Source organism: Bradyrhizobium sp. JR4.3, assembly GCF_040547695.1.
Classification (GTDB): Bacteria; Pseudomonadota; Alphaproteobacteria; order Rhizobiales; family Xanthobacteraceae; genus Bradyrhizobium; species Bradyrhizobium canariense.
In genome coordinates this window covers 542,672-558,057 of record NZ_JBEPQF010000001.1, presented here as the reverse complement: position 1 = coordinate 558,057, position 15,386 = coordinate 542,672, and the positions used below count along the sequence as shown (strand labels likewise).

The 15,386-nt window shown below is 64.1% G+C and carries 13 protein-coding genes; 7 read left to right on the top strand and 6 right to left on the bottom strand.

The annotated features are described in order from the left end of the window. Nucleotides 1-8: 8 nt before the first annotated feature. Nucleotides 9-1,331 carry an aspartate aminotransferase family protein gene (locus ABIB91_RS02920; protein WP_354158419.1) on the bottom strand — a complete coding sequence of 441 codons (1,323 nt, stop codon included), beginning with the start codon at nucleotides 1,329-1,331 and terminating at the stop codon, nucleotides 9-11. 221 nt (nucleotides 1,332-1,552) lie between these two features. Here ABIB91_RS02920 and ABIB91_RS02915 point away from each other — a divergent pair, with 221 nt between their 5' ends. From ABIB91_RS02915 to ABIB91_RS02895, 5 genes are all read left to right on the top strand, one after another. Further along, the gene (locus tag ABIB91_RS02915) at nucleotides 1,553-2,458 is read left to right on the top strand and encodes a LysR substrate-binding domain-containing protein (protein ID WP_219684915.1); all 906 of its coding nucleotides are present in this window, start codon (nucleotides 1,553-1,555) and stop codon (nucleotides 2,456-2,458) included. Nucleotides 2,459-2,575: 117 nt separating this feature from the next. Beyond that, nucleotides 2,576-3,601 (top strand): aldo/keto reductase, encoded by a 1,026-nt coding sequence (locus tag ABIB91_RS02910; protein WP_354158421.1) that lies wholly within the window; start codon nucleotides 2,576-2,578, stop codon nucleotides 3,599-3,601. 89 nt (nucleotides 3,602-3,690) lie between these two features. After that, nucleotides 3,691-3,837 carry a hypothetical protein gene (locus ABIB91_RS02905; RefSeq protein ID WP_354158423.1) on the top strand — a complete coding sequence of 49 codons (147 nt, stop codon included), beginning with the start codon at nucleotides 3,691-3,693 and terminating at the stop codon, nucleotides 3,835-3,837. Nucleotides 3,838-3,984: 147 nt separating this feature from the next. Continuing rightward, nucleotides 3,985-5,406, top strand: coding sequence for an MFS transporter (locus ABIB91_RS02900; protein WP_051058504.1), 1,422 nt, complete (start codon nucleotides 3,985-3,987; stop codon nucleotides 5,404-5,406). A 129-nt stretch (nucleotides 5,407-5,535) separates the two neighbouring features. After that, nucleotides 5,536-5,985, top strand: a complete 450-nt coding sequence (locus ABIB91_RS02895) for a PEGA domain-containing protein (protein WP_219684912.1) — start codon at nucleotides 5,536-5,538, stop codon at nucleotides 5,983-5,985. A gap of 124 nt (nucleotides 5,986-6,109) precedes the next feature. Here ABIB91_RS02895 and clpA read toward each other — a convergent pair whose 3' ends face one another. Beyond that, nucleotides 6,110-8,515, bottom strand: a complete 2,406-nt coding sequence (gene clpA / locus ABIB91_RS02890) for an ATP-dependent Clp protease ATP-binding subunit ClpA (RefSeq protein WP_007603241.1) — start codon at nucleotides 8,513-8,515, stop codon at nucleotides 6,110-6,112. 285 nt (nucleotides 8,516-8,800) lie between these two features. Continuing rightward, entirely contained in the window at nucleotides 8,801-9,133 is a 333-nt protein-coding gene (gene clpS, locus ABIB91_RS02885; protein WP_018455182.1) for an ATP-dependent Clp protease adapter ClpS, read from the bottom strand. Nucleotides 9,134-9,629: 496 nt separating this feature from the next. On the opposite strand from clpS, the gene ABIB91_RS02880 reads away from it, so the two are divergent. Then, entirely contained in the window at nucleotides 9,630-10,931 is a 1,302-nt protein-coding gene (locus ABIB91_RS02880; protein ID WP_007603239.1) for a vWA domain-containing protein, read from the top strand. A gap of 73 nt (nucleotides 10,932-11,004) precedes the next feature. On the opposite strand, the gene ABIB91_RS02875 is transcribed toward ABIB91_RS02880, so the two are convergent. Further along, the gene (locus ABIB91_RS02875; protein ID WP_007603238.1) at nucleotides 11,005-11,343 is read right to left on the bottom strand and encodes a phasin family protein; all 339 of its coding nucleotides are present in this window, start codon (nucleotides 11,341-11,343) and stop codon (nucleotides 11,005-11,007) included. A gap of 387 nt (nucleotides 11,344-11,730) precedes the next feature. On the opposite strand from ABIB91_RS02875, the gene ABIB91_RS02870 reads away from it, so the two are divergent. Then, nucleotides 11,731-13,572 carry a serine hydrolase gene (locus ABIB91_RS02870; RefSeq protein ID WP_354158427.1) on the top strand — a complete coding sequence of 614 codons (1,842 nt, stop codon included), beginning with the start codon at nucleotides 11,731-11,733 and terminating at the stop codon, nucleotides 13,570-13,572. Nucleotides 13,573-13,796: 224 nt separating this feature from the next. Here ABIB91_RS02870 and ABIB91_RS02865 read toward each other — a convergent pair whose 3' ends face one another. Both ABIB91_RS02865 and ABIB91_RS02860 read right to left on the bottom strand, forming a co-directional pair. Continuing rightward, nucleotides 13,797-14,522 carry a DnaJ domain-containing protein gene (locus ABIB91_RS02865; RefSeq protein WP_354158429.1) on the bottom strand — a complete coding sequence of 242 codons (726 nt, stop codon included), beginning with the start codon at nucleotides 14,520-14,522 and terminating at the stop codon, nucleotides 13,797-13,799. Between the two features lie 70 nt (nucleotides 14,523-14,592). Continuing rightward, nucleotides 14,593-15,342, bottom strand: coding sequence for a vWA domain-containing protein (locus ABIB91_RS02860; RefSeq protein ID WP_354158431.1), 750 nt, complete (start codon nucleotides 15,340-15,342; stop codon nucleotides 14,593-14,595). Between the last annotated feature and the right edge of the window lie 44 nt (nucleotides 15,343-15,386).

Below are 15,386 nucleotides of genomic sequence, written 5' to 3'. Positions count from 1 at the left end.
ACCAGTTGCTAAGCAGTGGGATTTCGCGACAGCTCGTCGAGACTTTCTCTCAAAGCCCGATCAAGGATCTCAACAGCGCGGTCGATCTCCTCGGTCGAGACGGTCAACGGCGGCGCGATACGCCACACCGATCCGCGCTCGGGGCGGCGGCGGATGTTCATGCTCAGCCCGTACTCGAAGCACTTCTTCGTGGTGAGGCCGCCAAGCTGGTGGGCTGGGCGTCGGCTGTTGCGATCGCTGACCAGCTCGACGCCAAGCAGAAGGCCCATGCCTCTGATGTCGCCGATCTGCTCGTATTTCTGCTGGAGCCCTTCGAACCGGCCTCGCAGGTAGGCTCCCATCTCGTTGGCGCGTGCGACAAGTTTCTCCTCAGTGATCACGCGCAGCACCGCGAGCCCGACCTCGGCAAGCAAGGGATCGGACACGTGGCTGGTGTAATAGGTAAAGTGATCCTCGTGGAGCTTGCTCTCGATCGCCTCGGTGGTCGACACCGCCGCAAGCGGAAGCCCACCGCCGAGCGTCTTCGACATAGTCATGATGTCCGGAACGACCCCGAAATATTCGGATCCGGTCTTCTTTCCGATACGCCCGAAAGCAGTCTGGGCCTCGTCGAAGATCAGCAGCATGCCGCGCTCATCAGCCGCCTTTCGCAGGGCCTCCATGAACGCCTTCGGCGGCACCAGCACGCCGCCGGCGCTGATCACGGGCTCCGCGATGATCGCAGCACCCCTCCCGCTCGACTGCATGTCGAACATTTTCAGGGCGAGTTCGAGATTGGCGAGCGCAGACTCGTCATCGCTGCCCTTCGAGATGTAGGGCCGGTAGGCGTTCGGCTCCGGGATGACGAACACGCCGGGCGGCGGCACGCCATATCCCTTGCGGTCGCTCGCCATCGAGACCGAGGCCGCTCCGCCGGTGATGCCGTGCCACGAGCCGCCGAGAACGAGCACCTCGTAGCCGCCCGTGTACATCTTGGCCATCCGGAGCGCGACTTCGGTTGCTTCCGAACCGGTATTGATGAAGATCGAGCGTTTGAGATCGCCGGGCAGCCAATCCCTCGCCAGCACCTGGGCGAGCTCGGCGACCACTTCGGGGATCATCCCGCTGAAGAGATGGAAGGCCTTCTTTCCCGCCTTCTCCACCGCCGCGACGATGGCTGGATGGTTGTGGCCGATGGTGGCGCACATCTGGCCCGAGGTGAAATCGAGATAGTCGCGCCCGTCGCTGTCGGTCACGATCGTCCCCTTCGCCGAAGTGAAGAGGTTCGGAAATGCGTCTCCGCCATAGCGGACGAGGAATTCGTCGGCGGCCTGTTTCAGCGCTGAAGTCATGGGTTCTCCTCGGGCAAGCGGCATCCGCCGCACAGCCGTGCGGTGTGGCGATGCACTCGCCGTTGTCGGGTCGGTCTTTTGGGGCACGAAGCTGTTGCTTCAGGGCGTTTGCGGTACAAGAATTGCCTGAGCAACAGATAAATTCGTACGGGGCAGACATGATGGGCGCCAGTTCAAAAAACTCAGCAGCCGTTGAGGCGGAGTCAACACCGCGGTCGAGAATGCCGCCGCTCAAGGCACTGTCGGCATTCGAAGCCGCTTCGCGCCACGGCAGCTTCAGCCGCGCCGCAGAGGAGCTCGGGGTTACGCCCTCCGCGATCAGCCACCACATCCAGAAGCTCGAGGACTTCCTCGGCGTTCGTGTTTTTTCGCGGCACGCCGGCCGCGCGGTGCTCACCAATGCCGGTCGCGTCTATGCCGCCGAGATTGAGCGCGCATTTGGAATGATCATGGGCGCGACGCGGCTGGTCGCGCCGCAGTCGCAGCGCAATCATCTGTTCATCGCGAGCGGCCCGAGCTTTGCCGCCAAATGGCTTCAGCCGCGGATCGGGAATTTCATCGGCGAGCATCCGGAGATCGGGATCAGGCTGTCAACTATCGCCGACTTGCGCGAGCTCGATACCATTCGCTTCGATCTCGCCATCGCCTATGGACGCCCGCCCGTCCTCAACGACCGGCAGATCGAGCCGCTCCTGGCTGAGCGTCTGCGTCCGCTCTGTAGCCCGCTTCTGATCGAGCAACTCGGACTTCACGAGCCCGGCGATCTTGCCCGGGCCACCTTGATTCATTCGTCGAACGCGCTGACCTGGACCGACTATCTGCGAAAGGTCGTCGGCACGACGATCAAGGCACGCCACGAATTGTGGTTCGATCGATCCACCATGGCCATCGACGCCGCTGTCGAAGGTCTCGGCGTCGTCCTGGAGAGCGAGATTCTCGCCGCCGACGAGCTGGAAAAGGGCACCCTAGTCGCGCCGTTCCATCAGCCCCAATTCGAGGTCGAGACCGTGTCTTATTATCTGGTGCGGTCCTCCGAGGCCAAAGGCCGCAGCCATGTCGACGCGTTCGAAGCCTGGCTGCGCGCGAAGATCACGGCTGCGAATTTGAAGGGGACAATCGTGGCGTAACGCGTGCGGCCCCAGCAGAGCCGCTATGTGAGCACGCAATAGGACACTGCGCGTGCTTGCTCTACCATCGGCACCAGGCCGCGGGGATCAATCAGCGGCCAGCCGAGGAGCAAATCGATGGAATACCGACGCTTGGGCCGCTCGGGCCTGATGGTACCCGCCTTGAGTCTTGGGACCGGTACCTTCGGCGGCGTTGGCCGCCTCGCTGCATGGGGCACGACTGACGCGACCGAAGCGCGGCGCCTTCTGGATATCTGTCTCGATGCCGGCGTGTCGATGTTCGACACCGCGAACGTCTATTCGCTCGGCGAATCCGAGCGCGTTCTCGGCGAAGCCATCAAGGGCCGCCGCGACAAGGTTTTGGTCTCGACCAAGGCGACGTTCCGCTTCGGCGACGGCCCCAACGACATCGGGTCGTCGCGGCAGCATCTGCTCACAGCCATCGATGCTTCGCTGAGCCGGCTCGGCACCGATTACATCGACCTGTTCCAGCTTCACGGCTTCGACGCCTTAACCCCTCCTGAGGAGGTGCTTAGCACGCTCGACGTGCTCGTGCGCGCCGGCAAGATCCGCTACGTCGGCGTGTCGAACTTTTCGGGCTGGCACCTGATGAAATCGCTTGGCGTTGCCGACAAACATGGCTTCCCGCGCTACGTCGCCAACCAGACCTATTATTCACTGATCGGGCGCGACTACGAATGGGAGCTGATGCCGCTCGGCCTCGACCAGGGCCTCGGCGCGGTGGTCTGGTCGCCGCTCGGATGGGGACGCCTCACCGGAAAGATCCGCCGCGGGCAGCCAAAGCCTGACGTAAGCCGCTTGCCCAAAACGGCCGCGTTCGGCCCACCCGTGCCGGACGAGCACGTCTACCGCGTCGTCGATGCGATCGACGAGGTCGCCAAGGAAACGGGCAAGAGCGTCTCGCAGATCGCGCTGAACTGGCTGCTACAGCGTCCGACCGTCTCGACGCTGATTATCGGCGCGCGCAACGAGACGCAGCTGCGCGAAAATCTCGGCGCGGTCGGCTGGTCGTTGACCAAGGACCAGATCGCCAAGCTCGATACGGCGAGCAAGGTGACGCTGCCCTATCCTTACTGGCACCAGCGCACGGCCTTCACCGACCGCAACCCGCCGCCGGTGTAGCGACCGCGCGCGGCGCAGTCCGGCTTGAGCTGCATCAAGCCGGACTGCGCCGACAGTGGCATCGTTCGCTCCCGATGCGCCGATTTGCGATGAAGGCTCTGTTCACCGCTCTCAATCTCAACCGCGCCGAGCGGAGCGGGATCGATTGGGACCGCACCATCCGGATCGTCTCGACCGCGGTGACGGTTGGGCTCGTCGCGCTCTATGTTTTCGGGAAGTCGATCTCGCGCTGGTGAGCCGCGAGGGCTGTGCGGACCCATGCCCGCGGTGCCGGGAGACCCGCGCCCGGCGCAGGAACCGCCCTTATCCTGCCGGGTTGCGATGCATCTCGCAATTTCCTAATCCGGAGACGAACCACGGCTCGAATCAAGCCCGCCGCCATCATGTCGCCAGCCCCCATGGAGCACGCCGACGGCCTGCCGCAGCCGCAGCGTGGCCAGGCGGTCCTGACGATTGCGCTCGGCATCATCATGGCAGTGGTCGACAGCGCCATCGCCAACGTCGCGCTGCCGACGATCGCGGCCGACCTCGATGCAAGCCCGGCGTTCTCGATCTGGATCGTCAACGGCTACCAGCTCGCGATCACGATCTCGCTGCTGCCGCTGGCTTCGCTCGGCGAGATCGTCGGCTATCGCCGCGTCTATCTGGTCGGGCTGGTGCTGTTCACGCTTGCCTCCGCATTCTGCGCGCTGGCGCACACGCTGCCGCTCCTCACGATTGCACGCATCGTGCAGGGGTTCGGCGCGGCCGGCATCATGAGCGTCAACGCGGCGCTGGTGCGCTTCACTTACCCCCGCAGCCAACTCGGCCGCGGCATCGGGCTCAACGCCCTCGTCGTCGCCTTCTCGGCCGCGGTCGGCCCGACGCTCGCCGCCGGCATCCTCGCGTTCGGCAGCTGGCCCTGGCTGTTCGCCATCAACGTCCCGCTCGGCGTGGTGACATTGGTGCTTGGCCTGCGCAGCCTGCCGCACACCAGGCCTGCGAGCCATTCCTTCGACTGGCAGAGCGCGGGGTTGTCCGCGATCACTTTCGGCGTCGGCATCGCGGCCGTCGATAGCGTCGGTCATGGCGAAGCGGCGATCACCTGCCTCGTGCAGTTCGCCATCGCGCTCGTCGCCGGCGCACTGCTGATCTACCGCGAGACCCACATGGCCTCGCCGCTGCTGCCGATCGACCTGTTGCGCATCCCGGTGTTCGCGCTGTCGATTGCAACCTCGATCGCCTCGTTCTGCGGGCAAATGCTGGCCTTCGTCGCGATCCCCTTCTACCTCCAAAGCCGCTTCGGCTATTCGGCGGTGCATATGGGGCTCCTGATCACGCCTTGGCCGATCGCGGTCGCGTTCGCAGCACCCCTCGCCGGTCGCCTGGTCGAGCATTATCCGGCAGGCCTGCTCGGCGGCATCGGCCTCACGCTGTTCGCCTGCGGCCTCGCTGCGCTCGCCTTGCTGCCGGCGGCGCCCACGCCGCTCGACGTGATCTGGCGGATGGCGCTGGCCGGCGCCGGCTTCGGCCTGTTCCAGACCCCCAACAACCGCACCATGATCGCAGCCGCCCCGCGCGAGCGTGCCGGCGGCGCCAGCGGCATGCTGGGGACGGCGCGGCTGCTTGGGCAGACCACCGGCGCAGCGCTGGTCGCGCTGTTCCTCGGCCGCTATCCGATCGAGGGAACCAGGATCGCGTTGCTGACCGGCGTCGGCTTCGCGCTCTGCGGCGCGGCGCTGAGCATGTTGCGGCTGTCGCCCGCGGGCGCGCGCGGCGCCGAGCATGTTCGTGTGCAGGACGACCAGCGCCTGCGCGGTGACTAGCCGAGCCCACGCGCACGCTACCACCCTTCCTATACACAACCGGTGCGTAGCTTAACTATCTGAACCAATGACGTATTGCCCTCCCGCTGTGGTTGCGCTTCAATGGCGTCGGGGAATAAGGGGCACTTCATGCGATCATTTGGAATTGTGGCGCTCAGCGTCATGCTGGGCGGCTGCGCGTCTGTCACGCGCGGCACGACCGAAAATATCAGCATCTCATCAACACCGTCAGGCGTGGAAGCAATTGTCAGCGGAATGGAAGTTCCAACCACCTGCACCACGCCCTGCTCAGTGGTCGTCAAACGCAGCGCCGACATCTCGATTGCCTTCCAGAAGGAAGGCTATGAACCGCAGGTCGTTCCGCTCAGCCGAGACATACAGACCGGCGGAGCCGCCGGCTTTGCGGGCAATCTCTTGCTCGGCGGCGTCGTCGGCATGGGCGTCGATGCAGCGACCGGGGCGGCAACCGATCACAAGCCGAATCCGGTTATCGTAACCATGCAGCCCTCTGTCCCGCACGCAGCGCCGCGCGCTCCGAAAAAGCCTCGGCCGCCCCGCGCGCCGGAGGCTGGGACGTAAGGTCGGCACGACGGGATCGGCTACCTGAGCCTAGTTCCTGCCCGGCCCCGCCACGAGGCAACATCCAGCGCCAAACAAAAAGGCCGGCTCTGCAGCCGGCCTTTTCAATTCATCGCGTGGCAGATCAAACCTTGACCAGCGGGCTCTTGGTCGGCCCCTTCGAGCCGCCGGGGCCACCGGGCTTGGACTTGCCCGGCGGGCGCTTGCGGGCACCCGGGAGCTTCTCCTGCTTCGGCGTGACCGGACCCTCGACGAACTCGAAGCCGATCTTGTCCTTGCTCTCGTCGGCCTCGTCCTTGATCAGAACGACGCGGACATGGCCGCCACCCTTGAGCTTGCCGAACAGCACCTCGTCGGCCAGCGGCTTCTTGATGTGCTCCTGGATCACGCGAGCCATGGGACGTGCGCCCATCTGCTCGTCGTAACCATGCTTCACCAGCCAGGTCTTGGCGGGCTCGGACAGCTCGATGGTGACGTCGCGATCGCCGAGTTGCGCTTCGAGCTGAAGCACGAACTTCTCGACCACCGTACCGATCACCTCGACGCTGAGATGGCCGAACGACACGACGGCATCAAGACGGTTGCGGAATTCCGGAGCAAACTGCCGGTTGATCGCCTCGTGGTCGTCGCCTTCCCGCTTCGAACGCGTGAAGCCGAACGCCTGCTTGGCGAGATCGGACGCGCCCGCATTCGTGGTCATGATCAGGATCACGTTGCGGAAGTTGACCTGCTTGCCGTTGTGGTCGGTGAGCCGGCCGTGATCCATGATCTGGAGCAGCACGTTATAGAGATCGGGATGCGCCTTCTCGATCTCGTCGAGCAGCACCACGCAATGCGGATGCTGGTCGACGCCGTCGGTGAGCAGGCCGCCCTGATCGAAGCCGACATAGCCGGGAGGCGCGCCGATCAGGCGCGACACGGTGTGCCGCTCCATGTATTCGGACATGTCGAAGCGCAACAGCTCGACGCCGAGCGACGCCGCGAGTTGCTTTGCGACCTCGGTCTTGCCGACGCCGGTCGGACCCGAGAACAGATAGCAGCCGATCGGCTTCTCCGGCTCGCGCAGGCCGGCTCGCGCCAGCTTGATCGAAGCGGCGAGCGATTCGATCGCCTTGTCCTGACCGAACACGGTGCGCTTCAGGGTCTGCTCGAGATGCTTGAGCACCTCGGCATCGTCCTTCGACACGCTCTTCGGCGGGATCCGCGCCATCGAAGCGATCGTGGTCTCGATCTCCTTGATGCCGATGGTCTTCTTGCGCTTGTTCTCGGCGACCAGCATCTGCGCCGCGCCGGATTCGTCGATCACGTCGATCGCCTTGTCCGGCAGCTTGCGGTCGTGGATGTAGCGCGAAGAGAGCTGCACCGCAGCCTCGATCGCCTCATTGGTGTATTTCAGCCGGTGGTAGTCTTCGAAGTACGGCTTGAGTCCCTTGAGGATTGCGATCGCGTCCTCGACCGTCGGCTCGTTGACGTCGATCTTCTGGAAGCGCCGCACCAGCGCGCGGTCCTTCTCGAAGTGCTGGCGGTATTCCTTGTAAGTGGTCGAGCCCATGCAGCGGATGGTGCCGGAAGCGAGCGCGGGCTTGAGCAGGTTCGAGGCATCCATCGCCCCGCCCGACGTCGCGCCCGCACCGATCACGGTGTGGATCTCATCGATGAACAGGATGGCGTTGGGATGCGCCTCGAGTTCCTTCAGCACCTGCTTCAGGCGTTCCTCGAAGTCGCCGCGATAGCGCGTACCGGCGAGCAGCGTGCCCATGTCGAGCGAGAACACGGTCGCAGCCGCCAGCACCTCCGGCACTTCACTGTCGACGATGCGCTTGGCCAGGCCCTCCGCGATCGCGGTCTTGCCGACGCCGGCCTCGCCCACGAACAGCGGATTGTTCTTCTGCCGGCGGCACAGCACCTGGATCGCGCGGTTGATCTCGGAATTGCGTCCGATCACCGGATCGATCTTGCCGTCGCGCGCCTTCTTGTTGAGGTTGACGCAATAGGTCTCGAGCGCCTCGCCCTTCTTCTTGGCGTCGTCGCTGCCCTTGGTCTCGGTCTCTTCGTCGACGCCGCGCACGGGGCGTGCCTCGGAGACGCCCGGTCGCTTCGCGATGCCGTGGCTGATGTAGTTGACGGCGTCGTAGCGCGTCATGTCCTGCTCTTGCAGGAAATACGCGGCATGACTCTCGCGCTCGGCAAAGATCGCGATCAGCACGTTGGCGCCGGTCACCTCTTCGCGACCGGACGACTGAACGTGGATCACCGCGCGCTGGATCACGCGCTGGAAACCTGCGGTCGGCTTGGCGTCGTCGGCGCCGTCCGTCACCAGGTTCTCGAATTCGGTCTCAAGATAATTGACGAGGCTCGTACGGAGCTTGTCGAGGTCGACGCTACAGGCGCGCATGACGGCGGCTGCATCGGAGTCGTCGATCAGGGAGAGCAAAAGATGCTCGAGCGTCGCGTATTGGTGATGACGCTCGTTTGCGATCGCCAGTGCACGATGCAGGGATTGTTCAAGGCTTTGGGAAAAAGTCGGCATTCGCGTCCTCTATGGCCCCCACCATCATGATCGCCATCGCCCGGTCAGGCAACAACAACCTTTGTCACATATAGTTATACAAGATCGCGGCGAAAGACCGGTTCCGCGACTCAGGCGGCTGCACAGCTGCGGTATTTTTCGATGCAAAACCCGTTCCGGTTTGGGCACGATCGGCACCGGTCCGAAATTCCGTAGTTTTGCCGTCTGCAACGAACATCGCGCGCAGACATCACGCGGCAATCACACTGCGACATGCACAAGAACCGCCTTCAAACGCGCCGTGTCTTACTTCTTTTCCATCACGCATTGCAGCGGATGCTGGTGCTTGCGAGCGAAATCCATCACCTGCGTCACCTTGGTCTCGGCGATCTCGTAGGTGAACACGCCACACTCCCCGATCCCGTGATGATGTACGTGCAGCATGATCTTGGTTGCGGCCTCGGCGTCCTTCTGGAAGAATTTCTCCAGCACATGAACGACGAATTCCATCGGCGTGTAGTCGTCGTTCAGGATCAGCACACGGTACAGGTTCGGCCGCTTCGTCTTCGGCTTGACCTTGGTGATGACGGACGTGTTTGGCGCGGAGGGACCGCCCGAACGGTTCTCGTCGTTGCTCATCAGCGGAGCGTGGGCGTGGGCGGCGGCGGCCGCGGACGGATCTGGTCTGGAAGACAGTTGCGGCATGGCTCAGGCGTTCAAATTCCCCACAGAAGCGTATGGCGGTTCGCCGCGCAGCCCCGGCCTTCGGAGCTTCGCACAGGCGCACCGCCTTGTTGGGTCGCCGCTTCCAGCCGGTCCGGTCCAAGCCGGATCGGCTTCACCGAAGAATATGGGCCTGCCCCCGGCTCGCCGCAAGCGTGCGACAGCTCGGCCGATGCGGCCATGGCGGTCCCGATTCCCGGTCCGGGCGATCCTCACCAAGGTTAATCAATCCGGACTGATTTGACAAAAGCTTCCGCCCCGCCCGTTTAGAAGATGTTGACCAGGAACCCGGCCGGTAACGCGGCTGCGGCGGCTTCGCGCGGGTTATCTCCGGTTTTCTACGGATCCATTTACCCTGCCTTCAATGGCGTGGCGCGAAAACGGGCAAAGTCACAGATTTCCGGGAATCGTCATGTCTCGCCTGCCCCTTGTCAGCCGTATTGTTGGTCGACACCTCTCCCGGTTTGCAGCGGCCGAACAAGGCAATATCGCCGTGATCTTCGCTATCGCGCTGCTCCCGGTTCTAGGCTTCGTCGGAGCTGCAATCGATTACAGTCGCGCGGCCCAGGCTCGTTCCGCAATGCAGGCGGCCCTCGATTCGACCTCGCTGATGGTCTCCAAGGATCTGTCGTCCGGCACCATCACAGCGTCGCAGATCAGCACCAAAGCGCAGGCTTATTTCAACGCCCTGTTCACCGCCACCAACGCCCTGCCGTCGGTCAGCATCGCGGCCACTTACACCGCAAGCACCAGCATGGGCTCCACCATCCAGGTCACCGGCACCGGCACCTACACGACCACCTTCATGAAGGTCGCAGGTTTCCCGACACTCGACGTCGGCGCCGATTCCACCAGCGCCTGGGGTCTGGTGCGCATGCGCGTGGCCTTGGTGCTCGACAACACGGGGTCGATGGCGGACGACGGCAAGATGGCGGCGATGCAGACCGCCGCGAAGAGCCTCGTCGACCAGCTCAGCCCGCTCGCTAAGACCGATGGCGACGTCTACATCTCGATTGTTCCGTTTGCCAAGGACGTCAACGTCGGTGCCAGCAACTACAGCAAGTACTGGGTCGATTTCACCGATTGGGACGCGGCCCGCGGTACCAGGTCCGCCAACCACAACACATGGACGGGATGCGTGGTCGACCGCGACCAGGACTACGACACCAAGAACACGACGCCCACGGGCGGCAACGCGGGAACGCAGTTCCCGGCTGAACAGTACTCCTACTGCGACACCGGCAGTTCGTCCTATCTGCAGCCAATCATGCCGCTGAGCTACGACTGGAGTTCACTCAAGAGCCGGATCGACGCCATGAAGCCCACCGGTAACACCAACCAGGGCATTGGCCTCGCCTGGGGCTGGATGACGCTGTCGACCGGCGATCCCATGAACGCGCCGGCCAAAGACGCCAACTACACCTACAAGGACGCGATCGTGCTGCTCTCCGACGGTCTCAACACGCAGAACCGCTGGTACGGCAACGCTTGGCAAATCGACGCGCGGCAGAAGAAACTGTGCGACAACGCCAAGGCGGCGAACATCACGATCTATACGGTGCAAGTGAACACCGGGAGCGATCCGACGTCCAGCGTACTGCAATATTGCGCGAGCGGCACCGACAAGTTCTATCTGGTGACGAAGGCAGATCAGACCGTCTCGGTGTTCAAGGACATCGGCACGTCGCTGTCCAAGCTGCGCGTGGCGCGCTGAGATCGACACGCCGCGACACAAAAAAAGCCCGGCTGTTGCAGCCGGGCTTTTGATTCCAGGACGTCAGGAAACGTTAGCTGGCGGCCGGAGTGAACTTCGACACAATGGTCTCGACCGGCTTGAACGCCTGCTTGGCGAGGTCGCTGTAAAGGCCTGCGATCTTCTGCGATTCCGCGACGAAGGACTCGTAGGCGGAACGGGCGAATTCGGTCTGCGCTTCGACGGCCTTGTCCAGCGACTTCACGCCGGAAAGCTTCTCGACGAAGGACTTGGTGTCTTCGAACGACTTCTTGGTGTAGTCGCCGTAGGCGCTGGCGATCGCCTGAAGGCCGTGCTGCATCGAGGTCGCGGAGGCGACGTACTGCTCGAAGTGCTCTTTCCCGTAGCCTTGAAAGTCTTCAACCTTGAACATTCGGAATCCTTTTCCCTAGCTCTCGTCGGGAAGCCCCGGCTCCCTGACTCTGCTCACAATTAGTGCAACGCACAAAAAAGTCAAGAATTTTGTGCGTCGCACAAATTACGTACAAAATTCGCCGCGATTCCCGGGGTTTCCCGCAATGGTTCCTTAAGCTTTTGGAAACCGCAGCGCCCTACCTTGATTCCCTGGACGTGTTCTACTTCCACAAGCGGCCAAAAGCCGTTGGAGAACATCACCTTAGCCAGAACAGCGGCTCAGGCCCAACGTCACCCGCGGCCAACACCTGCGGAGGACAGCCTGAGCAGGTAATGATCCAGGGTCCCATGGGCACAATTTCGCCTCACGAGCCGGTGATCAAGTCAGAAACGGGGACGGGGTTTCATGCTTCGTAAAAACTTGTCTTCCTCGCGCTTGGCGCGGGTTGGCGTTTTTGGGCTTCTTGCGGTTACCAGTGCGGTCATCTTCACCACAGATGCTGCCGAGGCGCGGCGCCACCGGCGTCACTATGCGCAACACCGCGTGCAGCGCGATGTGTCCGAGAGTTCCAGCCCGAAATTCGCATCGATCATCGTCGACGGCAATTCCGGCTCCGTGCTTCAGGCAACGAGCCCCGACGGGATCCGCCATCCGGCCTCGCTGACCAAGATCATGACGCTCTATCTGCTGTTCGAGCGTCTCGAGTCCGGGAAGATGAAGCTCGACACCGAGATGCCGGTCTCACAGCACGCCGCCGATCAGGATCCGACCAAGCTGAACCTGCGTGCCGGCCAGACCATCCGCGTCGAGGACGCGATCAAGGGTCTCGTCACCCGCTCCGCCAACGACGCAGCCGTTGTGATCGCGGAAGCGATTGGCGGCGACGAGGACGACTTCGCCCAGATGATGACGCGCAAGGCGCGTTCGCTCGGCATGTCCAGGACGGTTTACCGCAACGCCAACGGCCTTCCCAACGACGAGCAGGTCACGACCGCGCGCGACCAGGCCACGCTCGGCCGCGCCATCCAGGAGCGCTTTCCGCGCTACTATCGCTATTTCGCGACCTCGACCTTCAACTGGCGCGGACAGTCGATCCGGAACCACAATCATCTGCTCGGGAATGTCGAGGGCGTGGACGGCATCAAGACCGGCTATACTCGCGCCTCCGGCTTCAATCTCGTGACCTCGATGCGCCGCGGCAACCGCCACCTGATCGGCGTGGTGCTGGGCGGCCGCAGCGGCGGCTCGCGCGACGCCATCATGCGCAACCTGCTCGCGGAGAACCTCGATAAGGCCGCGACCACCCACACCGTCGCCGCGGTCACCGAGCGCAACGGTTCCGATGCCGCTGCCGAAGTCGCCGATGCGTCGGATACCCCGACCCGCTCCGCTCCGCAGGTCCAGGCTGCGGCTGCCCCCGAAGCAGCCCCGTCGCGTCTCGCCGCGCGCCTGTCGACGCTTGCGGCTGCGACTGCCGCGGTGCCGCCGGCTCAGCCCAGATCTGAAGCCAACAGGCCTGAAGTTCGGCCGACAGAATCCAGGATCGAGCCTGCGCCGCTCACGAATGGCGTGATCTCGAGCCAGCCGCTCTCGATCATCCCCGGCTCGTCCGAGCCGATGAAGCCGGTCCGGGTCAAGACCGTCCAGGTCAAGGCCGGCGCCGTGAAGGTCGCCTCCGCCGCCCCGGCTCAGATCGCACCGCAGGTCACGAGCACGATCGCGTCCCGTTCCGATGTCGCCGAAACCTCCGGCGCCGTCGTGGCCCGGGCAGACCTCATCAACAAGCCCGAGGTCGCCAGCCAACCGGAAGCTCCGAGGGCCGAGATCGCCCGTACCGAGCTACCGCGGCAGCCAGCGGGCTTCGGCACCGGCAACGGCGTCCTCGGCGTCTTACCGGCCGCAACCGCCGCCGCACCCGCCCCGGCTGCTGCGAAGCTCGCGTCAGCCGACCCGGCGCTGCAGCCGATCATGAGCGCCACCACGAAGCCGGTCGTCACCCACAGCGGCTGGATCGTCCAGGTCGGCGCGCTCGAGAGCGAGAACGAAGCCCAGCAGCGCATCGACGCGGCGCGCAGCTCGGCCCGTGGCCTGCTCAGCAAGGCCGACCCGTTCACCGAGCCGGTCGTCGCGAAAGACAATCGCAAGCTCTACCGCGCCCGCTTCGCCGGGCTCGACCGCGACCAGGCCGAAGCCGTCTGCCGCACCCTGAAGCGCGCCGATATCTCCTGCATGACCGTCCGCAACTAATCTTTCGCACCGCTCCAATGAAAATGCCCGCGCCTTGCGCGGGCATTTTCATTTTCGGGACGCGGTGGCCGACGAGGCTGTTCCACGACAACCTCTCGTCAAGGATTTACGGTTAAAACTTTACGCAAGGGATCGACCACGCCGACAATGGCGGGCATCGGGGCGACGGCAAACAGAGCAAGCAGAGCTCACACGGGACGAGCGTTTGTAGCGTGGTGCCGGAGTTAGCCGTTATGCGTGCGAAGCAGAGTATCCTTGGCCTCGTTTACACGGGCAGCGAGATACGTCGAGCCCCCCTGGTCGGGATGCAGTTTCTTCATCAGGGACTTGTGAGCCCGGCTGATGTCATCACGCCCCGCCCCCGGCTGCAGGCCAAGGATCTGATAGGCCTCCTCCGTCGTCATTTTGCCGCTCGCCACCGTGCGGCGCTGCCCCCCTGCCGCGTCGCCCTGCGCGTTCTGACGCCAAGCGGGAAACCGGCGGTCCAGATAGCTTTCAAGTAGGGCCACGCTCTCGGCGTCGAACGCCGGGACCATTGCCAGCAGGGCCGCGAGATCGAACTCATCGAGATCGCGCCCGGCGTGAGGCCCGGCGACGATCCGGCCTCCGAGCTGGCCGGAATCGTGATCGAGCCGCATATCCAGGAATTGCGAGCGCACGCGCGAGGCCTGACCGGCCGGGCGCGTCGCGCCCCCGCCGAACAGCCCGCCGATATTGCCGAAGCCGGCGTTTGCCATCGGTGTCCAACCCAGGAGCCCGGCACCGAATATCCCGAGCGGGATCGCCACCACCAGCTCGCCCTTCAAGCCAGTGAACGCTGCGACAGCCAGCGCGACCACGCCGCCACCGAACCTGATCGCGCGTGCCAGCACCGCTGGGTTGGCCGAACGGAACATCTGGAGCAGCAGATAAAGGGTAATAACAGCGATAGCGCCGGCAATCAGGGTCATGGCCGGAATATAGTCGCCCTACCCCCAAAAACCATCGTGTCCTTGCGCCCCCGCCGACCGCGCGCCAGCGCTACTTCATCTGGCCGATCAGCCTGGCCGCGCCACTTGCGGTCTTCGCCAATTGCAACAGCGCCTCGCGTCCGCCGGCCGCGTAGGCGGCGGCTGCGCGCAACAGCTCGCGCAACTGCGCCGCCGCGCCCGGATCGAACCGGCACCAGGCACCACCTGTCAGACGCGCGATCTCGCGAAAGGCCTGCTCGGCCACTGAGTCATGGCCTTCCTGAAATACGAACACAGGCACCTTGAGCATGCCGAGCTCGCCTGCCTTGGCGCAGAGCTCGTCGACGTTCTCCTCCATGGCGTCGCCAACGAAGACAACGGCGCGCACGCCGGATGCGACCGCCTCGCGCCGCGACTCGCTCAGCACCTTGCCGATCTGGGTGTCGCCGCCACGGCAATCGATCTTGCCCATCAGCGTCGCAAGCCTGGCGCTGTCGGAGATCCATCCCGTGGCGCGGCACTCGTTGAAGCCGCGATAGTAGACGAGCCGGATGTCGAGACTGCCGAGCGCGGCGGTCTCACGGAACATGTCGGCCTGAAGCGCGCAGGCCATGTCCCAGGTCGGCTGCCGGCTCATCGTCGCATCCAGCGCGAAGATCAGCCGCCCTTTCGCACCGGGCGCATGCGGTGACAGCGCGCGCGCGTTTGCGACGAAGGCGGCGATGTCCTCCGAGGTCGAGGTCCCCGCCTGCGGCACAGCGCCATCTGGTTGTGCCGAGACGGCATTGCGGCCGCGCGGTTTGATGGGTTCGCCGGACATTCCTTGACCTTTCGTGAGCGGCTAATGTGGTCAGCGCACGCAGC